The following is a 24,485-nucleotide window of genomic DNA, read 5'->3' as shown; positions in this document are numbered from 1 at the left end:
TATGTATTTTGGTAGCGATAATCAAACCGGCGCATCTGCACAGATTCTAGATGCCTTAGTAAAAGCGAATTCAGGTGTTAGTGCATCCTATGGCGATGATGACTGGTGCAATCAGGCTATTGAGTCGGTCAGAAAAGCCTTTGATCATCCTGATTGCCAGGTCTATTTTGTAGCAACCGGAACCGCTGCCAATTGTTTAGCCTTATCTGCCTTGGTAAAGCCCTGGCAGACGATTTTATGTCATCAGCAGGCTCATATCGCGATGGATGAATCGACAGCGCCTGAGTTATTTACCGGTGGTGCACGACTGATTCCCTTGGATGCAGGAAAAGGGCGGTTAACTGAAGCTACCTTATCGAACTACCTTCAACGCCAAGCGTTGCACGTGCCTCACAACCCCGTTCCTGGCGCGTTAAGTCTGACTCAAGCAAACGAAGCCGGACAGGTATATCAACCGGACGAAGTGGCAGCATTATGTCGATTGGCTCATGATAAAGGCATGAAAGTACACATGGATGGCGCTCGTTTTGCTAATGCTGTTGCCTCGTTAGGCTGCTCGCCTGCCGACATGACTTGGCGTGCAGGAGTCAATGTGCTCTGTTTAGGTGCCAGTAAAAACGGCTGTTTAGCTGCAGAAATGGTGATTTTTTTTGATCCTAAACTGGCAGAAGATTTTGAGTTTCGTCGAAAGCGAGCAGGTCATCTATTGTCCAAAGGACGATTGCTAGGTGCACAGGTTGACGCTTGGTTTCAAGAAGATCACTGGTTGTCATTGGCACATCACGCCAATCAGCAAGCACAAGCCTTAGCGACGGGTTTAGGTCAAATTGAGAATGTTGAGATTATTTGGCCAGTTCAAGCGAATGAGCTTTTTGTCATGCTGCCAAAGCTCCTTGCACAATCCCTGCAGGCGCAAGGAGCGGTTTTTTACGAGTGGGATATCACCACGTTACCAGAAGGTTATGTCATTCAAGAGACGCATCAGTTCGTTAGAATGGTGACCTCTTTTGTGACGACAGATAACGAAGTCGAGCAATTTCTAGCCCTTTGTGCGTCGTTTACGCTGTAATGCGTTTGCCTAGCTTAAGGCCACTGGCTTTAAGCACACCGAAGCAGATACAGATCATCCCAATCATGGCTGGCAGGCTTAATGCTTCTCCCAACAAAGGAATTGCAGCCAGTCCAGCCACGACCGGAGTTAGGGATCCAATAGCCGAGGTGTTTTCAGCACCAAGGCGATTAATCGCAAAACCATAAAAGAAACCAGCTAATAGACCCGCACCTAATGCCTGCATGACCAATTGCATCGCAATTTCTGTTGATGAGGCTTGTGAGATACCACTCTCAACAATGCCAAAAAAGCTTAATGGTAATAATAGAAGGGTTGATCCTAGGCAAAGAATGCCTGCAGCCGCTAAGGGTGGGAGTCCTGCGACCCGCATTGAAACCGTATAAATTGCCCAGCAGGCACTCGCGCCTAGCAACATCATGTCACCTTTAAGCACACTTAACTCTTGATTAAGTAATGTGGGCAGCAGCAGTACCACGACTCCAACGAGAATCATCGATAATCCTATTAAGCGCTTTGGATTAACGGGTTCTTTATAAAATAGCATTGCCATCAATGTGACAAATACAGGGAAAGTTCCCGGTATCAACAGACCCGCATGTACAACCGGAGCATACTGAAGTCCGGTAGCGCTTAAATAAAAGAAGGGAATGCCCGCACCTAACGTCATACCGATGAGGTAACCTTTGGGCGTTAGCATTATCTGCTTACGGGCCTTCCATACGAATGGACTTAGAATGAGTGCCGGTATTCCATAGCGCATCATCGCTAGGTCAAAAACCTGTAACAATGAGTCGCTGGAGTAACGAACCGATATCAGCCACCCTGACCAGATACAGACCACTAACATTGCTGAGAATACGCCAAGTTGGAATTGCAAACCCTGTGCAATCTGTCGATAACTCGGAATCACTGGACTATCTGATGGTGATTGCATGGCAACATCCTGATTAATATAAGCATGTATTATGCTGCCAAGCGCGCTAGAATGTCCTTGCGAATATTTTTCATAAAAACCATTATTTGATATTTTATGCTTTTTTAATATGTTTAATTGGAATTAAATAACATGCTGTCGTTAGATGCTATTGATGTACGAATTTTGAATGTGCTGCAAACCAATGGACGTTTAACCAATGTTGAGCTTGCTGAGCGCATCAATCTTTCCCCGTCACCCTGTCTTCGACGGGTTAAATTGCTGGAGGAGGCGGGCTATATTTGTGGCTATAAAGCGCAACTGAATGCTACTTTGCTGGGTCTTGGCATGACTGTGTTCGTTGATTTAAAACTGAGTCATCACAATGATACGGCCAGTGATGAGTTTGAAGCGGCAATTGAAGGACTAAATAATGTCATTAATTGTTATTTAGTGTCAGGTTCAGCGGATTATCGTTTGGAGATACGTGTTAAAGATCTGCAAGGGTACGAGAATATGCTAAGACAGCTACAATCGCTTCCGCATGTTAAGGATATCCAGAGTAACTTTGTGATTCGATCAGTGAAGGCAGAGAGTCCTATGCCGATTGCTTAATACTGAGACTCAAGAAGGCACAAATTAGAAAGGCCAGCGACCCGAAGGTGACTGGCCCTTGACCATGCAACCAAGCCCGAGGGCTGGAGCTTTGCGGTCTGAGATGCAATTGAGCTTCTCTACCTTCAGTGTAGTAAAGATCTGTGGTTTGTAAAGCAAAAACCCCCGCTAAAAAGCGAGGGTTTTCTATGAAACGGTTCTTAAATTAGAACTGGTTCATGGTGTTGTCTTTACCAGACGCTTTCAGTGCAGCATCACCAGAGAAGTATTCTTTGTGATCATCACCCATGTCTGAACCCGCCATGTTTTGGTGTTTCACACAAGCGATACCTTGACGGATCTCTTTACGCTGAACACCTTCGACGTAGCCCAACATGCCCGCATCACCAAAGTACTCTTTAGCCAGGTTGTCAGTAGACAGCGCAGCAGTGTGGTAAGTTGGCAGTGTGATCAAGTGGTGGAAGATACCCGCTTCACGAGATGCATCAGCCTGGAAGGTACGGATACGGTTATCGGCTTCGATAGCCAATTCAGTCTCATCGTACTCTACAGACATCAGGTTAGCGCGATCGTACTTAGAAACGTCTGCACCAGCTTCAGCCATGGCATCAAATACTTGCTGACGGAAGTTCAGGGTCCAGTTGAATGATGGGCTGTTGTTGTAAACCAGCTTAGCATTTGGAACCACTTCACGGATGCGGTTAACCATTTCAGCGATTTGACCTACGTGTGGCTTCTCAGTTTCGATCCAAAGAAGGTCAGCACCGTTTTGCAAAGAGGTGATACAGTCAAGAACAACACGGTCAACACCGGAATCTTTCTTGAACTGGAACAAACCAGACGCTAAACGCTTAGGCTTAAGCAGCTTACCGTTCGCTTTAACAACGACGTCACCGTTAGCGATGTCATCAGCGCTGTTGATGTAGTCACCGTCTAGGAAGCTGTTGTACTTGTCACCCAAGTCACCAGGTTCATTCGTGACAGCGATCTGCTTAGTCAGGCCAGCACCTAAAGAGTCAGTACGTGCAACGATAACACCGTTATCGATGCCTAACTCTAGGAAAGCGTAACGAACGGCACGGATCTTCGCTAGGAAGTCAGCGTGAGGAACGGTAACTTTACCATCTTGGTGACCACATTGTTTCTCGTCAGATACTTGGTTTTCGATCTGGATAGCACAAGCACCGGCTTCGATCATGCGCTTAGCTAGCAGGTAAGTTGCTTCTTCGTTACCGAAACCAGCGTCGATGTCAGCAATGATTGGCACAACATGCGTTTCGAAGTTGTCGATTTTAGCTTGTACAGCAGCTTCTGCAGCTTTATCACCCGCAGCACGCGCCGCGTCTAACTGACGGAACAGACCGCCCATTTCACGAGCGTCAGCTTGACGTAGGAAAGTGTAAAGTTCTTCGATCAGCGCAGGCACAGAAGTTTTCTCATGCATTGATTGGTCAGGTAATGGACCAAACTGTGAACGAAGCGCTGCGATCATCCAACCTGAAAGGTAGAGGTAACGCTTTTTAGTCGTACCGAAGTGCTTTTTGATAGCGATCAGTTTTTGCTGACCGATAAAGCCGTGCCAGCAACCTAAAGATTGTGTGTAGTCAGCGCTGTTAGCATCATACTCAGCCATGTCTTTACGCATAATGTCAGCGGTGTACTGAGCGATTTCTAGACCAGTCTTGAAGCGGTTCTGTGCACGCATGCGCGCTGCATATTCAGGGTTGATGCCTTCAAAAGCAGGGCCAAACTCTTTTGCCAACTTGGCTACAGCGTCGATGTCTTTGTTAAGAGTAGACATGGTTTTTCCTTCTCACTATTTTCGGTTAAGGAGGTGGTAACGTATTTAACGCAGACATTTTTAAAAGCTTGCTGTTAACTGCTTTGTTTGCGTTGTTGAGATGCATGATGGAGGTAACTGAGATCAGAGTCAAAGCTGTTTTTGTGCATAGCAGCAATGCTGTAGTCAGACTACATAGGCTAATCACTTAAAAGTGTAGTTTTACTACATTGCTTTTAACACTCTAGCGCCAGATTTGCTAAGTAAATATCATCGTTATAGGGCTATTTATGATTCCGTTACTACTTTGGTTTTACCTTTTTATGCTGGCTTTTACCCTTCACTACCGGAATTAAAAAGCTATTTTATAGATCAATTTATTCTATAAAAAGTTGACTACAAAAACGTTTTTTTTATCTGAAATAGCTGATTTACTTAATTTTTATACCAAAGTTTGTAGGCTTTAGTCGAAAGGAAAGCCTAGCGTATTTCATCAATAACGCTAGGCTTCAGTAGAAATGAACAGATCTGTTAGTAGGTTTGAATTGTCTTGTTACGCTTCATCTTCATCTATGTCTGTTTCAGAGTAGAGCAAACCACGTTGAAGTAGGGTACATACCAATGCTACAGATTGTGCATCCGCAATATCTATGGTTTCAGCAGTGAGTGGAAGATACTCACAAAGATGTTTCGCCAAACAAATTGATGCCTGCGTTTTTAACGAATAGCTCTGTCCATCAGCAAAGAAATTTGTTTCTGCATCTGAACCTGACCAGGCTAAACGAGATCCTTCATTGATCAGTAAAACACCTTCGTTCTCAAAGAACTCAATCAACTCATCAGAGTTAACCTCATCATCACTATCTATCTGTTGTTCCGTATACTTAGGCTCCGTCACAAAGCGACCAAACCATTCACGAAAACGCTGCTTATCTTGAAGGTGATTGAGAAGCATTTGGTGTGCACGATCAATCGCTTCGTCAGAAATAACGCCTGCGTCTTCAGAAATGGTTAGATCAGGATCTTCATAACGCTCGTCATGTCCGATTTGCTCTCCTAGTTCATCCGTGAAGCTTCTCAGCATTTCATGGGTTGCAGGCGCTCTAAAACCAACCGAGCAAGTGATGCAGTCATCAGTAGTTGTTACGCCATTGTGACCAATCCGCGGCGGTAGATAGAGCAGATCGCCAGGGTTCAGCTCAACAGAGGTTTCAGCTTGCCACTCAGGTAAAATCATCACCGGAGCATCATCACGACGGGGGGAGTGCTCGTCATAATGACCACCAAATTCCCAGCGACGCGTGCCTTGTGCCTGTATCAGGAACACATCATAGTTATCATAATGAGGACCGACACCACCGCCTTGAACAGCATAGCTGATCATTAAGTCATCGATGCGCCAGTTGGGTATAAAGTTAAATTGACGAAGTAGGGCGTGCGCTTCTGGTACCCAGTGATCAACAGCTTGAACTAATAACGTCCAGTTTTTTTCAGGCAAGGATGCAAAACGACTTTCCTCAAAAGGCCCCTGTTCCATATGCCATTTGTCAGCTGATGGATCAAAGGCAATCAGACGAGATTCAATATCTTGTTCGCAGGCTAATCCCGCCAACTCATCAGCATCCACAGGGCATTGGAAATCAGGTATGGCATTACGGATGACTAAGGGTTTCTTTTGCCAGTATTCACGAAGAAACGTTTCGATACTGATTTCACCGAGGGGAAATGGGTTACTCATGAGGGATGACTCCTGCATTAGGGTCTTAAAAAACATAAAAATGATTAGATCTGCGATTAAGATCGTTTTTTTGTGGCGGAGGAATCTTTGTTCTCTAAACTTTCCTCTACCGATGACAAAATGCCCCGTAAAATACCGAGTTCACTTTTCTCTGGTCGAGCACGGTTGAAGAAACGTTGCAGTTTATCCAGCACCCGTCCTTCATGCTGAGGAATGATAAAACTGGTTTTTCTGAGGACCAGCTCTAAGTGCTGATAAAAAAGCCTCATCTCATCTTGTCTTGGATGGGCTTCAATCTTTGTTTCTTTTACGGGTAAAGCAATTCGCTTACGATGATTGCGCCATAGCTCGTAGCAGACTAATTGAACCGCCTGAGCAATGTTCAAGACAGGGTATTCTGGGTTTGCATCAATGAAGAGATGACGGTTACACGCCAGCATTTCAGCATTGGTGAGCCCCATCGTTTCTCGACCAAATAGAATGGCAATATTGCCATTGGGCGCTTCATCGAGCATAAAATCGGCAGCTGACTCTAAATCCATCAGCGGTAGATCAAAGGTACGTTCGCGAGCACTGGTACCTATCACTAGCTGACAGTCTGCAATGGCTTCTTCGAGTGAATTGACCACCTGAGCTTGTTCAAGTAGATCTTTAGCGCCAGCGGCGCGGGAAGTCGCTTCGTCATCCGGAAATACACGAGGGTTGATCAGCGTCAACTGAGACAACCCCATGTTTTTCATCGCACGTGCGACCGCACCAATATTGCCTGGATGAAAGGTTTCAACCAGAACGATACGAATCGAACTTAACATTTAGATACGCTTCGCCTGAGCAATCGCATTACCAATATAGCTGTGTGGCGTTAGTTCCAGAAGTTCGGCTTTCGCTTGCTCTGGAATCTCCAGCGTTGCTATAAAGTTTTGTAGTGTTTCTTTGGTCATGGCATGGCCACGAGTTAACTCTTTTAACTTCTCATAAGGCTCTTCAATCGCGTAACGGCGCATCACGGTCTGAATCGGCTCAGCCAGAACTTCCCATGCGTTTTCCAAATCTTCATTTAAACGACTTGGATTCACTTCGAGTTTAGAGATGCCTTTCAAGGAGGCTTGGTAAGCAATCAGACTGTGACCAAACCCTACACCTAAATTACGCAGAACCGTGGAGTCCGTAAGATCACGCTGCCAACGCGAGATAGGAAGCTTTTGCGCTAGGTGCTGCATAATGGCATTAGCGATACCAAGATTTCCTTCAGAGTTTTCAAAGTCGATTGGATTGACCTTGTGTGGCATCGTAGAAGAGCCCACTTCGCCTGCAACGGTTTTCTGCTTGAAATAACCCAGTGAGATATAGCCCCATACATCACGATCAAAATCAATCAAGATGGTGTTAAAACGGCAGACGGCATCAAACAATTCTGCAATATAGTCGTGGGGTTCAATCTGAGTCGTATAAGGGTTAAACGTTAAGCCTAGTGATTGGATAAAATCCTGTGCGTTGGCTTCCCAATCAACATCAGGATAGGCGCTGAGATGTGCGTTGTAGTTACCGACAGCACCATTGATCTTGCCTAAAAACTCGGTTGCTTCAATCTGCTTAATTTGACGCTGTAAACGATATGCTACGTTTGCCATCTCTTTACCAACGGTTGTCGGTGAAGCCGTTTGGCCGTGTGTACGAGACAGCATAGGCTGCTCAGCATGAGCCAAGGATAATCTAGCAATCGCTTCAGCCACTTGACGCATAGCAGTTAACAGCGCTGCTGTTCCTTGCTTGAGCATTAAGCCGTGCGAAAGATTGTTGATGTCTTCAGAGGTGCAGGCAAAGTGAACAAACTCCGTAACGGCATTAAGTTCAGCGTTATCCTGAATTTTTTCTTTGATGAAGTATTCGACTGCTTTTACATCATGGTTAGTGCGGCTTTCAATCGCTTTGATTCGCTCAGCGTCAACGACAGAGAAGTCACTAACAATGGCATTAAGGAGAGCATTTGCTGACTCGCTAAATGCTGGAACTTCAACAATTTGCGGATGTTGGGCTAGCTTCTGTAACCAACGAATTTCAACTTCAACTCGGCAACGAATCAAACCGAATTCACTAAAATAAGCTCGCAAATCGGCAGTTTTACTACCGTAGCGGCCATCGACGGGGGAAATTGCTGTCAGTGCGGAAAGCTCCATGAGCGACGATCTCACTTAATTTGTCAGTTTAATGAAAAAAGAAATTATACCCGATTTTTATCTCAGAATGCGTTTCAAGGATGGACGAACACGCGACTTGAAGAAGATAAAGTGCCAGCGTTTACCGCCTACTTGACGCCATAACATCGCTGAGCGGACAGCAGACAGCAGTAGCGCTCGAATTTTGGCTGCATTTTCAGTGTTTTGTAAATTGCGAGGATCACCGCTGACCTGAATCCTGAAACTAAAAGTACTGAGCGTGTCTTGATACAAACCGCCTAAACCTGCAATAACATTGGCGTGGGTAAATGCGGAAGGTACTGCTGTGTTAGATTCTGATGGTTCAGAGTGATCACCAAAATACTGTGCTTTTCGGTTTAGATCGTTAAGGCGTGTGCCAATCGTTTCTAGCATATCCGGGCGAGCGTGAAGTTGACGTTCTAGATGAATAGCACTGAGTGCATAACGCATAATATTGGCATTGTTATCGCTGCGTTTTTTTTCAACGACATCTTTTAGGGTACGCAGGCCTAAGCCTAAGTTGTAAGGCAAGTCCGCAACACCACCATAGATATCTTCAGTGATTTCTGGGTTCATCACAAATAAACTGGCGATGCTTGACTCAAAGCTATTTTGTGCAACCATGCCGCGCTGTGCAATTTGGTCAACCAAGCTTGCTGCTTGAAAGATGCCGGCTAAGGCAATGACTTGTTGATCGTGTTCTCTGGACATGTTGTGCCTTCACCTAATTGATATGACAACGGCTGGTTGTTTCTATAACACCGCCCCCTAAGCAGCGATCACGCTGATAGAGAACCACTGATTGACCTGGTGTAACCGCTCGCTGTGGCTCTGGAAAGACGATTTTATATCCTCCCTGTGGATCTCTTTCAACTCGACAGGCTTGATCTGACTGGCGATAACGAACCTTTGCCACACAATTGAACGGAAGTTCAGGCTCTTCACCGTTAATCCAAAAAATGTCAGAAGCCGTTAACCAATCTGAGTAGAGCAAGGGGTGTTGTTGTCCTTGGACAGCAATTAATACATTTCGTTTTAAGTCTTTACCTGCGGCAAACCAAGGTGCATCAGAAAAGTCTTTTAAGCCACCGATACCTAAACCTTGCCGTTGGCCAATGGTGTAATACATCAACCCTTGATGATCACCTATAACGATTCCATCAGGGGTTTCAATTTTACCCGGTTGAGCAGGCAGGTACTGCTGAAGAAAGTCTCGAAAACGACGTTCACCAATAAAGCAGATACCGGTGCTGTCTTTTTTATCGTGAGTTACTAAATCATGCTGTTCCGCTAAGGCTCTTACTTTTGCCTTTTCTAACTCACCCACAGGAAAAAGTGATAAAGCTAACTGCTCTTCACCGACTTGATGTAAAAAATAACTTTGATCTTTGTTGTCGTCGAGACCTTTCAACAGATAGGTGCGACCGTCTTGATCAGCGCGTCTTACGTAATGGCCTGTTGCAATAAGATCAGCCCCTAGTACCTGAGCATATTCCAGAAAGGCTTTAAATTTGATTTCACGATTGCACAAGATATCGGGGTTAGGTGTTCTACCTGCTTTGTACTCTTCAAGAAAGTGTTCAAAAACACCATCCCAGTATTCGGCTGCAAAATTGGCGGTATGAAGGTGGATTCCTAGCTTGTCACACACCGCTTGAGCATCGGCAAGATCTTCTTTGGCAGTGCAGTATTCAGTGCCGTCATCTTCGTCCCAGTTCTTCATGAACAGACCTTCGACCTGATATCCTTGCTGCTGCAACAAAAGAGCAGAAACGGACGAGTCAACGCCGCCTGACATGCCGACAATCACTTTTATAGAAGAGGTTTCTTTCATGGTCTGTTAATGTCTGTCTCAATTCAAAAGATAAGATATTTGCTAGGTAAAGACGGCCAAGTATATCATTTTTGTCGTCTATTCGCTTTATTTCTATGTGAATTAGACGTCCGCTTTCCAGAGGTTTTTTGAAGTCGAGCTGGATTTTCGGATGGTAGAAAGACATGATCTAAGCGGTGCTCACCAGGCATCAGCTTTTCTATTGTCCAATTACCTATGGCATAGCGTACCAGTCTCAGAGTCGGAAAACCTATCGCTGCAGTCATGCGGCGCACTTGCCGATTGCGACCTTCAGATATTTTAATTTCTAACCATTGTGTGGGTTGGTTGGCTCTAAAGCGAATAGGAGGATTTCGCGCTGGCAAATCAGGTTCGTCAATTAAACGAACGAAAGCAGGGCGTGTCATCCCGTCTTTTAATTCAATTCCAAAGCGTAAAGGTTCAAGATCTTCCTCGCTGGGAACACCTTCAACTTGTACCCAGTAAGTTTTGTCTAGCTTAAAGCGAGGGTTGGCCAAACGATGTTGTAAACCACCATCATCTGTGAGCAACAACAATCCTTCTGAGTCATAATCGAGACGACCAGCGGCATAAAAACCAGGTTTTCTAACAAAGTCACTTAAAGTTGCACGACCTTCGGTGTCGGTAAAGCAGCTGAGTACCTGAAAAGGTTTATAAAACAGGATCAATGTGGCAATGCTGACAATCTCCGAAGGCTTGGCGAACTTTTGTTACGGTCTTTAGCCAATTCGAGGGGATTACTTATAGGCTTATTACCAGCTTAAAGTCATCCACAATTAAGCTTAATTCGAGCTACTCTGTTAAAGGCTCTTTTACCGATTCTTCGATCGGCTTTATATTAATGGCGTGCAATCCATTAGGACCATGTTTTGTCTCAAATTGAACAGATTGACCGGCTTTAAGGCTTTTGTATCCATCTACCATGACGGCAGAAAAGTGCACAAATATTTCTTCTTCAAATGCCTCACTCAAGATAAATCCGTAACCCTTGGCATTATTGAACCACTTGACGATTCCTATCTGCATTATTATTTCCCCTGTAGTCCTCTCATCCAAGTCTTTAGACCTGATATCCTATGATGACGCCAAACTGTTACACTCAATGTTAACAGGCGTTCCTTTACATCCTTGCAGGGACTGCAGATACTTATATCACTCCTGCGAGCGGGAATTATATTACGTTAAGGCGATCAAACGAAAGTGCAGATAGAGCGAATGATGGAAAACAATCAATTTAGGTATGTAATGAACAGTGTAAGTCGCAATTCGATCATTAAGATGGCAGATGAGCATGAAGGTACTGATCAAGGTGATGGGCAAGTAATCACGGCTTCTACTAAGCCAGCGTTAAAAAAGCCACCCATGTATCGTGTCGTATTGTTAAATGACGATTACACACCGATGGATTTTGTTGTCGAAGTGCTCATGATTTTTTTCAGTTTAAATCAAGAAAAAGCTACACAAGTGATGTTATCGGTCCATACTCAAGGAAAAGGCGTATGTGGTATATATACGCGTGATGTAGCAGAAACCAAAGCGGCACAGGTTAACCAGTACGCTAGGTCGAACAAACACCCGTTGTTATGTGAAGTTGAGCAGGTATAAGAGGTGGCACTATGCTAAACAGAGAACTTGAAGAAACCTTGAGTGCAGCCTTTCGAGGTGCTCGAGATAAGCGTCATGAATACATGACGGTTGAGCACTTGTTGCTTGCACTGCTCGATAATCGTGATGCTGCAGAAGTGTTGCTGGCCTGTGGAGCCGATTTTAATCGCCTGAGAAGCCAATTAAATCAATTCATTGAAGAAACAACTCCTTTATTGCCAGATAACATTCCCAATGCTGAAACGCAGCCCACCTTAGGATTCCAACGTGTGCTTCAGCGTGCCGTGTTTCATGTGCAATCTTCGGGTAAATCGGATGTCAGTGGCGCTAATGTCTTGGTTGCTATTTTTAGTGAACAGGAAAGCCATGCTGCTTTTGTGTTGCAGCAACAAGGCATAGAGCGTGTCGATGTGGTTAATTTTATTTCTCATGGTATCTCTCGTGTCGGCGATATGCGTGAGAATGAACAAGGAAACGAAGAGGAAACCACTGAAAGCGAAGGTTCAGGTCAAGGCAAGAGTGCATTGTCACAGTATGCTGTTAACCTGAATCAACAAGCTGCTCAAGGTCGAATCGATCCTCTGGTTGGACGTGATCAAGAAGTTGAGCGCGTCGTTCAAATACTTTCGAGACGTAGAAAAAACAATCCTCTTTTGGTGGGCGAAGCGGGTGTTGGTAAGACAGCAATCGCGGAAGGTTTGGCGAAACTCATCATCGAAGATTCGGTTCCAGATATTATTTCTGATAGTGTCGTTTACTCCTTAGATTTGGGAGCTTTGCTGGCAGGCACCAAATATCGCGGTGACTTTGAGAAGCGATTAAAGAGTCTTCTCAATGAGATACGCCAAAAACCTAAAGCAATACTTTTCATTGATGAGATTCATACCATCATTGGAGCGGGTGCAGCATCCGGTGGTTCAATGGATGCATCGAACCTGCTTAAACCCTTATTAAGTTCTGGTGAGATTCGCTGTATTGGATCAACAACCTTTCAAGAGTTCAGGGGGATTTTCGAGAAGGATCGTGCTTTAGCGAGACGTTTCCAGAAGGTTGATATTCTTGAGCCAAGTGTGGCAGATACCTATCAAATTTTGAAAGGTCTGAAATCACGCTTTGAGGAGCACCATGAGCTTGAATATACCGATGCTGCCTTAAAAGCTGCCGCTGAACTAGCAGATCGCTACATTAATGATAAGCATATGCCGGATAAGGCGATTGATGTCATTGATGAAAGCGGTGCCTATCAGCGTCTTCAGAAGCCTGAAAATCGTAAAAAAGTGGTTGACGTACCCGAAGTGGAAGCGGTGGTTGCTAAGATCGCGCGCATACCACCAAAGAGTGTTTCTACATCGGACAAAGATCAGCTTAAGAAACTGGATGGCAATCTTAAGATGGTGGTATTGGGTCAAGATGAAGCAATTGATACGCTGGCAGCCGCCATTAAACTCTCTCGTGCTGGATTGAAAGAGCCTAATAAGCCTGTCGGTTCCTTCTTGTTTGCAGGGCCCACAGGGGTTGGTAAAACCGAAGTAACTGCTCAGCTAGCCAGAATTATGGGGATAGAGTTGGTTCGCTTTGATATGTCTGAGTATATGGAGCGTCATACTGTCTCACGCCTGATCGGTGCTCCTCCTGGATATGTCGGCTTTGATCAAGGTGGTTTATTGACTGAGGCGATTACTAAATCTCCACACTGCGTTTTATTGTTGGATGAGATCGAAAAAGCACATCCTGAAGTGTTCAATATCCTGCTGCAGGTGATGGATAATGGCACTTTAACGGATAACAATGGTAGAAAGGCTGACTTCCGTAACGTAGTTGTTGTCATGACCACTAACGCGGGTGCAGAAGCGATGAGTCGTCCTTCCATAGGCTTTACGCATCAAGATCATAGCACCGACGGTATGGAAGCGTTGAAACGCTTGTTTACACCTGAGTTCCGTAATCGTTTAGATGCAGTCATTCAGTTTAAACCACTGAATACTGAGATTATCAAAGGTGTGGTGGATAAGTTCTTAACCGAGCTACAAGCTCAGTTAGATGAAAAACAAGTGGTGCTTAATGTCAGTGAATCCGCTCGTGCTTGGCTTGCAGAGCATGGCTATGATGAAAAAATGGGCGCTCGTCCTATGCGTCGCTTGATTCAAGAGAAAATCAAAAAGCCATTGGCTGAAATGATTCTATTTGGAGAGCTTGCTGATAAAGGAGGAGAGGTGCGCATTAGTGCAGATGAGGGTGAGATCACCTTGGTTTGCGAGACGGTAGCAGCCTAACGGCTGCTTATCGTCTGCTGAATGAAATTACGGCGGCGCTGAAAATGTCCGCCGTCTTTCAACGTGCGCGATAAGTGATACGGCCTTTGCTAAGATCGTAAGGTGTTAATTCAACTTTAACTTTGTCGCCTGTTAGGATACGGATATAGTGCTTACGCATTTTTCCGGAGATATGAGCCGTGACAACATGACCATTTTCAAGTTCTACACGAAACATAGTATTTGGAAGCGTGTCTACCACAGTTCCTTCCATTTCAAATGAATCTTCTTTCGCCATTCAGTGAATACCTCTGAGACTGGTTAACTAAAACCCTGTCCGGTTTTAAAGGCGCAAATTCTACCTGAAAAACACTACAAATCAAAATCATTCTTGCCGATAGTGTGTCCAATGACCATCAATTAGCATTTCAAGCGGTCTGAATGCTGTTTTGTAGTTCATTTTTCGACAGGCTTTCACCCAATAACCTAAATAAAGGTAATTCATGCCGCGTCGACGCGCTTCGGAAATTTGCCATAATATCGCGAAGGTCCCCAGGCTTCGATGTTCTTCAGCTGGATCATAAAATGTATAAAGTGCGGACATGTCTTGATGTAAATGGTCAGTTACCGCCACTGCAATTAACTTTTTATCAGTATCACGGAATTCGTAAAACCAACTGTCTATCGAACCTTCTACCAGGAACTGATGAAATTGTTCGGGGGTAGGAGGATACATATCACCATCGGCATGGCGCTGGTCGATATAAGATTTGTAAAGATCAAAGTATTCGTGATCCATGATGGGAAACTTTCGAATCACTTGAATATCACGATTTTTATTTAGGATGCGTTTTTGCGACTTGCTTGGCTTGAATAGCTCAACAGGAATGCGGATGGATTGGCAGGCATTACAGCCTTCGCAATGCGGTCGGTAAATATGTCCACCACTGCGACGAAAACCTAGCTCTGATAACTGGCTATAGCTGTCAGTCGAAATTCTCATTTGAGGGTCAACAAACAGTGTTTTGGCTTTCTGGTCAGGCAAATAACTACAATTATGTGATGGTGTCACATAAAAACGAAGTGTTTGCATATTACTCATCAGCGAATTCCTGTAGCAAATTGTGCAACAGCATTAACATCTATGGAAAACTCCCATTGCGAAATGCTTGGATCATCAACATGCTTGGCCAACAGAGCACAGAAAGCATCTCGCTCGATAAGCTTAGCACCTAAACTTTCTAAGTGTTCGTTATGCACTTGACAGTCTATCAAGTTAAAACCCCATTGTTGCAATTGTACGCATAAAAAGCTGAATGCGATTTTTGAGGCATTCGTTTGCCTGCTAAACATCGATTCACCAAAAAAAAGTGATCCTATCGATAAACCGTATAGACCACCCACAAGGTTTTCGCCATCCCATACTTCTACAGAGTGAGCAATGCCTTGATGATGAAGGGCAGTATAGGCTGCAATCATTTTTGGGCTGATCCAGGTGCCTTGCTGATAGCTTCGAGGCTCAGCACAGGCTTGCATGACCTTGGTAAAGGCCTTATCAAAGGTAACAGTGTAATCTGATTGGCGAATGAATTTGCGTAAGCTTTTAGAGATGTGGATCTCGCTAGGGTGAATCACACATCGTGGGTCTGGGCTCCACCACAAGATGGGTTCCCCTGGGTTGAACCAGGGGAAAATTCCCTGTCGGTAGGCGGTTAGAAGACGCTGAGGGGAAAGTTCACCACCTGCAGCGAGTAAACCATTGGGGTTATGTAATGCCCGCTTCACTGGAGGGAAGGGTGAAGCGGAATCTTCTAACCAAACAACCATAAATGATGACTTGGCAGCTTAGGCTTTTAAGTCATCGAGGTAACGCTCTGCATCCAGCGCTGCCATACAGCCAAAGCCTGCCGAGGTGATGGCTTGACGATAGATGTGATCGCTGACATCACCTGCTGCAAACACGCCTTCAATACTGGTTTGCGTAGCATTGCCATCTAAACCAGAGCGGATAGTGAGATAACCATCACGCATCTCTAGTTGATTAGCGAAGAGTTCTGTATTGGGTTTGTGACCAATGGCAATAAAAACCCCCTGTAAATCAATTTCTTGAGTTTCTCCTGAAGAGGTATGTTTAATGCGCATTCCAGTGACACCCATCTCATCACCCAGCACCTCATCAAGTTGATGATTCCAGAGTATTTTGACGTTACCTGTTTTTTCACGCTCAAATAATTTATCTTGAAGAATCTTTTCACTTCGCAAGGTATCGCGACGGTGAACCAATATTACTTCTGCAGCAATGTTGGATAAGTAGAGCGCTTCTTCTACAGCAGTATTACCACCGCCGATGACTGCAACCTTTTGGTTGCGATAGAAAAAGCCATCACACGTTGCACAGGCGCTGACACCCTTGCCTTTGAAGGCTTCTTCAGACTCAAGCCCAAGGTATTGAGCAGATGCACCCGTCGCGATAATTAGGGCATCACAAGTGTAGACACCCATGTCTCCCACTAATCGAAAAGGTTTCTGCGTTAATTCTGCGGTATGGATGTGATCAAAAATCACTTGAGTATTGAAGCGTTCGGCATGTGCCTGCATTCGTTGCATCAATTCAGGTCCTTGCACACCTTCTGCATCACCTGGCCAGTTATCAACATCAGTCGTTGTCGTTAATTGACCACCTGCTTGCATGCCTGTAATCACGACAGGGTTGAGGTTTGCACGAGCAGCATAAACAGCTGCGGTGTAGCCTGCAGGGCCAGAACCCAGAATGATCAATCGATGGTGTTGAGTTGTACTCATAGTAGAAAGTATCCTGTTGTCGTCAACGGCTATAAAAATGTAGTGATTATCATAAACAAATAGAAAGATAATAGTAACCAGTGACCACTCCTGTATTGGGGGTGGTTTGTGGCACAATATGACGTTTAAACCTCAAAAAGGTTCCGACCGTGGTTAAAGTTAAGGATTTTGTAAAGTGAGCGAGCAGGGTATGTCGCGACCGTTGCCTTTAGGTCAACATTTAGCGCGTGTATTTAAAGAAGCAGGTTTGATTGTCATCATCGGCGTTGCGCTGTTTTTATGTTTAGCCGTATGGAGTTACGACTCTGCCGATCCAGGATGGTCACACGCCGGTTATCAACCCAATGTCAGTAACATGGCTGGAGTCGCCGGTGCATGGCTGGCGGATCTGCTCGTGTCCTTCACCGGTCTAGCGGCATGGGCCATTCCAGTTCTGTTGATGTGGCCAGCGTTGCGCTTTTTGCTAAGAAGAAGAGTAGGGATGTTGGATGCTGTTCCTTACTTTATGTTGAGGTTTTCGGGGGCTATAGTCATGCTACTTGGCTTGACGATGCTCTTGTCTATTCATATCTCAAACCAAACGCTTAACTTTCCATTTACTGCCGGTGGATTAATAGGTCATGCGCTTTCTGATCTAAGCATCGCCGTGCTCAGTGTCTATGGCAGCACATTACTGGCTTGGGTGATGTTGCTATTTGGTCTGACACTGTTTATGGAAATTTCTTGGTTAGCGCTTATCGACGGTGTCGGTAAATTTCTGATCAACATTCCTAGCAAACTGGGCGAGGTAAAAAAAGTTAAACTTCCCAGTGTTTCTCTGCCAAAAGTGACCATGCCGAAGGTAAGCTTACCCAAGAAACCTGCAAAAACAGAAGAGAAAGTAACACCTCCTTCAACTCAAGAAAAAATGCGCCGAGAGCCTCGTTTAGACTCTATGGTGGCTAGAGTTCGACAAGAACCCGTTCTAAATACCCCATCTGATGACACGGATGATTTCATGGCACTTGATACCCAAGATCATGAATTGGTAAGTAAGCCAAAATCTTCTTACGTAAATATCAATGAGCAAACCGAGCAGCGTCGTCAACTCAAAATTGTTCCCTTATCGGAAGCTCATCAACCCCTAGATGATCTTGATAACCTAGCTGACGAACAAAGTATTTCGACACTAACCACCAAAAAACCGATGCAACTGCCTTCTCTAGATCTTTTAGATCAACCTGGTGTCAAAGAAGAACAGGGCTATAGCGAAGAACAGCTTGAGCAGATGTCACGCTTATTAGAAGCCAAACTTAAGGATTTTGGTGTTATTGCAGAAGTGGTCGAGGTCAACCCAGGCCCTGTGATTACCCGTTTTGAGATTCAACCTGCTCCGGGTGTGAAAGCAAGTAAGATCAGTAATTTATCCAAAGATCTTGCGCGTTCTATGACTGTTTCTAGTGTTCGTGTAGTAGAAGTCATTCCGGGTAAATCCTTTGTCGGTGTTGAGATTCCGAACGAGTCACGACAAATTGTTCACTTGAGCGAGGTGTTAACGTCAAAATCTTTCTCTGAAGCTCGATCGAAGCTGACATTGGCACTGGGTAATGACATTGCGGGTAATCCTGTGGTTACCAATTTAGCAAAAATGCCACATTTATTGGTAGCTGGTACAACAGGCTCAGGTAAATCGGTTGGCGTTAACGCGATGTTATTGAGTTTACTGTTCAAGGCAACACCAGAGGAGGTACGCCTCATTTTGGTGGATCCCAAAATGCTTGAATTATCCATTTATGAAGGTATCCCGCATCTGTTGACGCCGGTCATTACCGATATGAAGGAAGCTGCCGGTGGCCTGCGTTGGTGCGTTGCAGAAATGGAGCGTCGTTATCGGTTAATGGCCAAAATGGGGGTCAGAAACATTGCAGGTTATAACGACAAGGTACTGCAAGCTGAAGCAGATGGTCTGCCTTTGAAAGATCCGTTATGGAAAGCGGAAGATTATGGTTTGCCCGCTGATGAGCCACCACCCGCTTTAACAACCTTGCCCTACATCGTTGTTGTCATTGATGAATTTGCCGACATGATGATGATGGTGGGTAAAAAAGTTGAAGAGCTGATTGCACGTATTGCCCAAAAAGCGCGAGCTGCGGGTATTCACTTAATTTTGGCGACCCAACGACCATCAGTGGATGTTATTACGGGTCTTATTAAAGCTAACGTACCCACACGTATTGCGTTCCAGGTTTCCTCGAAGATCGATTCTAGAACGATTTTGGATCAATCTGGTGCCGAAAACCTTTTGGGTTATGGTGATATGCTCTATCTACCCGCAGGCACCAGTATTCCTAACCGTGTGCATGGTGCGTTCGTCAGTGACGATGAAGTTCACCGAACCGTGGAAGCTTGGAAACAAATGGGACCACCGAACTATCTGGATGAAATTAGGTCTGGTGGTGTTGAAGAAACGGGTTCGTTCGGCGGAGGTTCAGCTGGAATGTTCGATGATGAGCAGGATGAGCTGTACGACGAGGCGGTTGCTTTTGTGACTGAAAGTCGTAAAGCCTCGATATCAGCCGTTCAACGTAAGTTGAAAATTGGCTATAACCGTGCAGCCCGTATGATTGAAACCATGGAAGCTGCTGGCGTGGTATCAACCGCTGGTAGTAATGGTCAACGTGAAGTTTTAGCACCACCACCCCCGAGAGACTGACCTTAGAGAGTAAAAGGAAACACCATGCGTAAACTGCTTGCAACACTGCTATTAGGAACATCGTTAAGCGTATCGTTAAGCCTTCAGGCACAGCCCATTGACCAGCTGGCATCTTTATTGTCTGGTTATGATCGCTTTACCGCAAACTTTGATCAGTTTATTACCAACGAACAAGGCGTTCGTGGAGAAAGCTCTACGGGTCACTTTACCATCGAGCGTCCAGATAGATTTGCATGGATTACGGTGGAGCCTTTTCCGCAAGAAATTATTTCGGATGGCGAATACATCTGGATCTATGATCCCGATCTTGAACAGGCAACACGCAAGCCAGCAGACGAGAATACGGAAAGCGCTCCAGCACTCATTTTGAATGGACGTATTCATGAGCTTGATCGTCGTTATGAGGTTGAGTTAGTCCAGCAAATGGATGATGTAATGGTATTTGAACTGTTACCCAAAGAAGCTCAGGAAGTGATGTTTTCACGCGTGAGATTATTGTTCAAAGATGCTGTTTTAGCAGAACTTTTATTGGATGACACCTTAGGTCAGCGCTCTATGATTCAGTTGAGTAATCAACAACTCAATCCGGAGATAGATTCGTCTATTTTTACCTTTGATCCCCCTGAAGATATTGATGTGATTTTGGATTCTGGGTTGTAATGTCCGATCTGTTTTCGACTGACAGCACTTCACTGGGTTACCAACCTTTAGCGGCGAGGATGCGTCCTCGCCAGCTAAGTGAATATTCGGGTCAATCACACCTACTAGCAAAGGATAAACCGCTTAGAAAAGCGATTGAGCAGGGGCAGATCCACTCCATGATCCTATGGGGACCTCCTGGTGTTGGAAAGACCACGCTGGCTCGATTGATTGCTCATCACAGTGATGCACACTTTATTACACTCTCTGCGGTACTGTCTGGGGTTAAAGAGATACGTCAAGCGATTGAAGAAGCGAAAATGGTGCGCTCTCAACGCAGTCGAAAAACACTGCTTTTTGTCGATGAAGTCCATCGCTTTAATAAATCGCAACAAGATGCGTTTCTGCCTTATGTTGAAGATGGTACCGTCGTTTTTATTGGCGCGACCACCGAAAATCCATCTTTTGAACTCAATAATGCGTTGCTATCGCGAGCACGTGTTTACTTGCTTCGTCCATTAGAAGCAGCCGATATTCAACAGCTTATCGATCGGGCTCTGGCAGATAATGAAAATGGTTTGGGCAATCGTCAGCTTCAGTTTGCTGATGGCGTATTGGCACAACTGGTAGCGGCTGCCGATGGTGATGCTCGACGAGCTCTCAACCTTTTGGAGCTTGCCACGGATTTAGCTGAGCCTGATGCAGGTGTAGAGAGAGTCAGTGCCAGCGTGCTCGATGAAGTGATGCAGTCCAGTGGCCGTCGCTTTGATAAAGGCGGTGATCTTTTTTACGACATGATCTCAGCCTTTCACAAATCTGTTCGTGGCTCATCCCCTGATGGAGCCTTGTATTGGTATTGTCGCATGCTGGAAGGTGGTTGCGACCCTCTTTATGTGGCAAGACGATTAGTCGCGATTGCCTCTGAAGATATCGGTAATGCAGACCCCCGTGCGATGCAAGTCGCCTTATCTGCATGGGATGCGTTTGAGCGTGTAGGACCAGCGGAAGGGGAGAGAGCGATCGCTCAAGCGGCTGTGTATTGTGCTTGTGCGCCAAAAAGTAATGCACTTTATCAAGCCTTTAATCAGTGCCGTGCCGACGTTCGTCAAGATCCAGCCTATGAGGTACCCTCACATCTTCGCAATGCTCCAACGGCTTTAATGAAGGCGCAGGGCTATGGGGATAGCTATCGTTATGCTCATAACGAACCGGATGCCTATGCAGCCGGTGAAGTTTATCTTCCCGAGTCGATTGCTGATAGACAATACTATCAGCCTTCTTCACGTGGACTGGAGATAAAGATTTCTGAAAAACTACGGGTGTTGAAAGAGCGAGATCAGCTGAGCGCTCAACAACGCTATAACGAGGGTTCATAACATGATGCATCTTCTGGCAGTTGCCCTAGGAGGCGCGATAGGGTCATTACTGCGTTATTGGATATCAGGTTGGCTGAACACGCCTGAAGGTCGTTTGCCTGTTGGAACCCTGAGTATTAATGTCATTGGCTCTTTGTTGATGGGCATTGCGTTTGTGTTGATTATGGAAAAAGCCCGTCTTTCACCCGAGTTAAGACCTTTAATCATGACGGGCATGCTGGGCGGATTTACCACTTTTTCAACCTTTTCGCTCGAAGCCGTGTCCTTGCTCAACGAAGGGCATACCGGAGCCGCGCTAATTTATGTATTATTAAGCGTAATTCTATGTATCACAGCGCTTTATCTTGGCCTGTGGTTCACTCGTTTATTTTTCTAATTTGACCGATTCATACTGTGACAGGAAGAGTTTTGCATGCTTGATCCAAAAATTGTTCGTGCTAACCCCGAAGAGATCGCTGCGTTATTAAGCAAAAAGGGATTTCAATTTCCATTAGAGCGTTTTTTGGAACTGGAGGAGCAGCGTCGTACCCTGCAAGTCGAAACAGAGCAGTTGCAAAACGAACGTAACACACGCTCGAAAAGTATCGGTCAAGCAAAAGCATCGGGGCAAGATATCGCTCCCTTGTTGGCAGAAGTAGGGCTGCTGGGTGAAAAATTAGATCAGGCAAAAGCCGCCTTACAAGCTTTGCAGCAGTCACTGGATGACCTGTTATTAGGTATTCCCAATCTGCCCGATGCATCGGTACCTGAAGGCGCGTCAGAAGACGATAATGTTGAAGTGCGTCGCTGGGGCACTCCCGCGAGCTATGAGTTTGATGTCAAAGATCATGTAGCTCTGGGTGAGCGTGATGCGATTCTGGATTTTGAGTCTGCCGCAAAAATTACCGGTTCACGTTTTGCCGTGATGAAAGGTGGACTCGCGCGTCTTCATCGTGCCCTTGCACAGTTTATGCTGAATACGCATGTGTCTGATCATGGATATATGGAAATAAATACGCCCTTTATGGTCAATGCTGATTCGTTAATGGGAACTGGCCAGCTGCCTAAATTTGAAGAAGATCTGTTCAAGCTTCCGTTCGGTGATCGCAGTTATTACTTAATTCCAACCGCTGAAGTGCCTTTGACCAACATGGCAAGGGATCAGATTTTAGATGTGGCATCACTGCCGTTGAAGATGGTGGCTCATACGCCATGTTTCCGTTCTGAAGCGGGGGCATCCGGTCGTGATACCCGTGGCATGATCCGTCAGCATCAATTTGAAAAAGTTGAGTTGGTGCACTTGGTTGAGCCCAGTCGCTCTATGGATGCATTGGAAGAGCTGACAGGTCACGCTGAGCGTATTCTGCAACTCTTGGAACTGCCTTATCGCGTCGTGAGTCTGTGTGGTGGTGATATGGGCTTCGGTGCTGCGAAAACTTACGATATCGAAGTTTGGTTACCTGGACAGCAAAAGTATCGCGAGATCTCTTCTTGCTCCAATATGACCGATTTCCAAGCGCGCCGTATGTTAGCTCGCTGGCGTAACCCTGAAACAGGCAAGCCGGAGTTATTGCATACACTTAACGGTTCCGGATTAGCCGTTGGCCGCACGTTAGTAGCCGTCATGGAAAACCATCAACAAGCCGATGGACGTATCAAAGTACCTGAGGTTTTACTGCCCTATATGGGAGGCCTCACTCACATTTAAGAGTGAATTCTATGAAGACTGAATATGACATCGTCATTGTCGGTGGTGGTATGGTAGGTGCCGCTATCGCCTGTGCTTTAGGTGGTAGTCGCTATCAAGTGACGTTGATTGAAGGCCATTATCCTGATGCGTTCGAAACAGGACAGCCACACGATTTACGTGTTTCAGCGCTGAGTGTCGCTTCTGAAACCCTGTTGCGTAACATCGGTGCATGGGATGGCATTACCTCCCGTCGTAGCTGTCCCTATCGCCGCATGAAGGTGTGGGAGGCTAATGAGTCAGCGGCTACGCTGTTTGATTCAGAGGAGATAGGGGAAGCCCACCTAGGTCATATTGTTGAAAATAGAGTGACTCAGTTAGCGTTACTGGAAACAGTAAAACAACACAATAATATCGATCTGATTTGTCCAGCAAAAACCAAACGAGTGGATTACTCATCAGGTTCAAGCATCGTTGAGCTAGAGGATGGTCGCGAAATCGTTGGGCGCTTGTTGATTGGTGCAGATGGCGGAGAGTCAAAAGTGCGCCAAGCCGCAGGTATCGGCATTACTAAATGGGATTACAATCAACAGGCCTTAGTGGCTTCTGTTGTCACCAGCTATCCGCAACAGGATATTACCTGGCAACAGTTTACGCCAACAGGACCGCTGGCATTTTTACCCTTATCTGGCAATCACGCGTCTTTGGTCTGGTATAACACTCCAGATGAAATTAAGCGTCTAATGGCAATGTCTGATCACGTATTTCTTGAAGCAGTCCATCAAGAATTTCCCAGTTGTTTAGGCAAAATTGATCAGCTTCTTGATCGAAGCTATTTTCCGTTAAGACGTCAGCACGCTCAATCTTATGTTGCTGAAGGCGTTGCCTTAGCAGGTGACTCTGCCCATATGATTCATCCGCTAGCAGGTCAAGGGGTGAATATCGGCTTTATGGATGTAGCCATGTTAGCAGAGGTGTTATTGGATGCTCAGGAACAGGGTGATCGCTTTTACAGTAAAGAGACCCTAGCTAAATATGAAAAGGCTAGACGTCATCAGAATCTACTGATGATGCAAACCATGGATGCCTTTTATCATGTATTCAGCAATGACAACTTACCACTAAAACTATTGCGTAATCTGGGATTGGGCGTCGCCAATAAGTTACCTTTTGCCAAACCACATATCACCCGTTTTGCCATGGGCCTGGAAGGACCGGTACCGAGTCTTGCACGTCGAACTTAGCATTGTGCTAAGCTTTACCTAACTGGAAGCCTGAACCT

23 protein-coding genes are annotated in these 24,485 nt (G+C 45.4%); 10 read left to right on the top strand and 13 right to left on the bottom strand.

What is annotated here, in order from left to right; all coding sequences use genetic code 11:
* Position 1: 1 nt before the first annotated feature.
* Positions 2-1,069, top strand: a complete 1,068-nt coding sequence (locus F7R24_RS07845) for a threonine aldolase family protein (protein ID WP_151670769.1) — start codon at positions 2-4, stop codon at positions 1,067-1,069.
* Here the strand turns inward: F7R24_RS07845 and F7R24_RS07840 are convergent.
* Positions 1,059-2,006, bottom strand: coding sequence for a DMT family transporter (locus F7R24_RS07840; RefSeq protein ID WP_151670703.1), 948 nt, complete (start codon positions 2,004-2,006; stop codon positions 1,059-1,061). The two genes, F7R24_RS07845 and F7R24_RS07840, sit on opposite strands and share 11 nt — an antisense overlap.
* 132 nt (positions 2,007-2,138) lie before the next feature.
* Between F7R24_RS07840 and F7R24_RS07835 the strand changes: the two genes are divergently transcribed.
* Positions 2,139-2,600 (top strand): Lrp/AsnC family transcriptional regulator, encoded by a 462-nt coding sequence (locus F7R24_RS07835; protein WP_151670702.1) that lies wholly within the window; start codon positions 2,139-2,141, stop codon positions 2,598-2,600.
* Between the two features lie 205 nt (positions 2,601-2,805).
* Here the strand turns inward: F7R24_RS07835 and F7R24_RS07830 are convergent, their stop codons facing one another.
* The 8 genes from F7R24_RS07830 to F7R24_RS07795 form a co-directional block, all read right to left on the bottom strand.
* Entirely contained in the window at positions 2,806-4,401 is a 1,596-nt protein-coding gene (locus F7R24_RS07830) for an isocitrate lyase (protein WP_151670701.1), read from the bottom strand.
* Between the two features lie 532 nt (positions 4,402-4,933).
* Entirely contained in the window at positions 4,934-6,118 is a 1,185-nt protein-coding gene (locus F7R24_RS07825) for a cupin domain-containing protein (RefSeq protein ID WP_151670700.1), read from the bottom strand.
* 56 nt (positions 6,119-6,174) lie between these two features.
* Positions 6,175-6,930, bottom strand: a complete 756-nt coding sequence (locus F7R24_RS07820; protein WP_151670699.1) for an RNA methyltransferase — start codon at positions 6,928-6,930, stop codon at positions 6,175-6,177.
* A complete protein-coding gene (gene purB / locus F7R24_RS07815) occupies positions 6,931-8,295 on the bottom strand; it encodes an adenylosuccinate lyase (protein WP_151670698.1) in 1,365 nt (454 codons plus the stop codon). It lies immediately after the preceding gene.
* A 57-nt stretch (positions 8,296-8,352) separates the two neighbouring features.
* Positions 8,353-9,027: a high frequency lysogenization protein HflD gene (gene hflD / locus F7R24_RS07810; RefSeq protein ID WP_151670697.1), complete on the bottom strand. Its 675-nt coding sequence runs from the start codon at positions 9,025-9,027 to the stop codon at positions 8,353-8,355.
* A gap of 13 nt (positions 9,028-9,040) precedes the next feature.
* On the bottom strand, positions 9,041-10,150 hold the full coding sequence (mnmA, locus tag F7R24_RS07805) for a tRNA 2-thiouridine(34) synthase MnmA (RefSeq protein WP_151670696.1): 1,110 nt from the start codon (positions 10,148-10,150) through the stop codon (positions 9,041-9,043).
* 65 nt (positions 10,151-10,215) lie between these two features.
* On the bottom strand, positions 10,216-10,848 hold the full coding sequence (locus F7R24_RS07800) for a pseudouridine synthase (protein WP_151670695.1): 633 nt from the start codon (positions 10,846-10,848) through the stop codon (positions 10,216-10,218).
* 115 nt (positions 10,849-10,963) lie between these two features.
* Complete coding sequence (locus F7R24_RS07795; RefSeq protein WP_151670694.1) at positions 10,964-11,197, bottom strand: cold shock domain-containing protein; 234 nt, start codon at positions 11,195-11,197, stop codon at positions 10,964-10,966.
* Between the two features lie 252 nt (positions 11,198-11,449).
* Between F7R24_RS07795 and clpS the strand changes: the two genes are divergently transcribed.
* Positions 11,450-11,776 carry an ATP-dependent Clp protease adapter ClpS gene (gene clpS, locus F7R24_RS07790; RefSeq protein WP_240776044.1) on the top strand — a complete coding sequence of 109 codons (327 nt, stop codon included), beginning with the start codon at positions 11,450-11,452 and terminating at the stop codon, positions 11,774-11,776.
* An 11-nt stretch (positions 11,777-11,787) separates the two neighbouring features.
* Positions 11,788-14,049, top strand: coding sequence for an ATP-dependent Clp protease ATP-binding subunit ClpA (gene clpA / locus F7R24_RS07785; RefSeq protein WP_151670692.1), 2,262 nt, complete (start codon positions 11,788-11,790; stop codon positions 14,047-14,049).
* Between the two features lie 58 nt (positions 14,050-14,107).
* Here clpA and infA read toward each other — a convergent pair whose 3' ends face one another.
* The 4 genes from infA to trxB form a co-directional block, all read right to left on the bottom strand.
* On the bottom strand, positions 14,108-14,326 hold the full coding sequence (gene infA / locus F7R24_RS07780) for a translation initiation factor IF-1 (protein ID WP_151670691.1): 219 nt from the start codon (positions 14,324-14,326) through the stop codon (positions 14,108-14,110).
* Between the two features lie 87 nt (positions 14,327-14,413).
* Complete coding sequence (locus tag F7R24_RS07775; protein ID WP_151670690.1) at positions 14,414-15,130, bottom strand: arginyltransferase; 717 nt, start codon at positions 15,128-15,130, stop codon at positions 14,414-14,416.
* On the bottom strand, positions 15,130-15,855 hold the full coding sequence (gene aat, locus F7R24_RS07770; RefSeq protein ID WP_151670689.1) for a leucyl/phenylalanyl-tRNA--protein transferase: 726 nt from the start codon (positions 15,853-15,855) through the stop codon (positions 15,130-15,132). Before aat ends, F7R24_RS07775 begins: the two co-directional genes overlap by 1 nt.
* An 18-nt stretch (positions 15,856-15,873) precedes the next feature.
* Positions 15,874-16,830: a thioredoxin-disulfide reductase gene (gene trxB / locus F7R24_RS07765; RefSeq protein ID WP_151670688.1), complete on the bottom strand. Its 957-nt coding sequence runs from the start codon at positions 16,828-16,830 to the stop codon at positions 15,874-15,876.
* A 190-nt stretch (positions 16,831-17,020) separates the two neighbouring features.
* Here trxB and F7R24_RS07760 point away from each other — a divergent pair, with 190 nt between their 5' ends.
* From F7R24_RS07760 to F7R24_RS07735, 6 genes are read left to right on the top strand one after another with little or no spacing between them, the layout of a single operon-like run.
* Positions 17,021-19,522, top strand: coding sequence for a DNA translocase FtsK (locus F7R24_RS07760; protein WP_151670687.1), 2,502 nt, complete (start codon positions 17,021-17,023; stop codon positions 19,520-19,522).
* 24 nt (positions 19,523-19,546) lie between these two features.
* Positions 19,547-20,182, top strand: coding sequence for an outer membrane lipoprotein periplasmic chaperone LolA (gene lolA, locus F7R24_RS07755; protein WP_151670686.1), 636 nt, complete (start codon positions 19,547-19,549; stop codon positions 20,180-20,182).
* A complete protein-coding gene (locus F7R24_RS07750; protein WP_151670685.1) occupies positions 20,182-21,537 on the top strand; it encodes a replication-associated recombination protein A in 1,356 nt (451 codons plus the stop codon). Before lolA ends, F7R24_RS07750 begins: the two co-directional genes overlap by 1 nt.
* 1 nt (position 21,538) lies before the next feature.
* Positions 21,539-21,913 carry a fluoride efflux transporter CrcB gene (gene crcB, locus F7R24_RS07745; RefSeq protein ID WP_151670684.1) on the top strand — a complete coding sequence of 125 codons (375 nt, stop codon included), beginning with the start codon at positions 21,539-21,541 and terminating at the stop codon, positions 21,911-21,913.
* A 36-nt stretch (positions 21,914-21,949) separates the two neighbouring features.
* A complete protein-coding gene (gene serS / locus F7R24_RS07740) occupies positions 21,950-23,224 on the top strand; it encodes a serine--tRNA ligase (protein WP_151670683.1) in 1,275 nt (424 codons plus the stop codon).
* Positions 23,225-23,235: 11 nt separating this feature from the next.
* Complete coding sequence (locus tag F7R24_RS07735; protein WP_151670682.1) at positions 23,236-24,447, top strand: UbiH/UbiF/VisC/COQ6 family ubiquinone biosynthesis hydroxylase; 1,212 nt, start codon at positions 23,236-23,238, stop codon at positions 24,445-24,447.
* The last annotated feature ends 38 nt before the right edge of the window (positions 24,448-24,485 follow it).

This window comes from Nitrincola schmidtii (assembly GCF_008973715.1).
Classification (GTDB): Bacteria; Pseudomonadota; Gammaproteobacteria; order Pseudomonadales; family Balneatricaceae; genus Nitrincola; species Nitrincola schmidtii.
The sequence above is the reverse complement of the archived record's forward strand: the minus strand, read 5'-3'. Positions and strand labels throughout refer to the sequence as shown.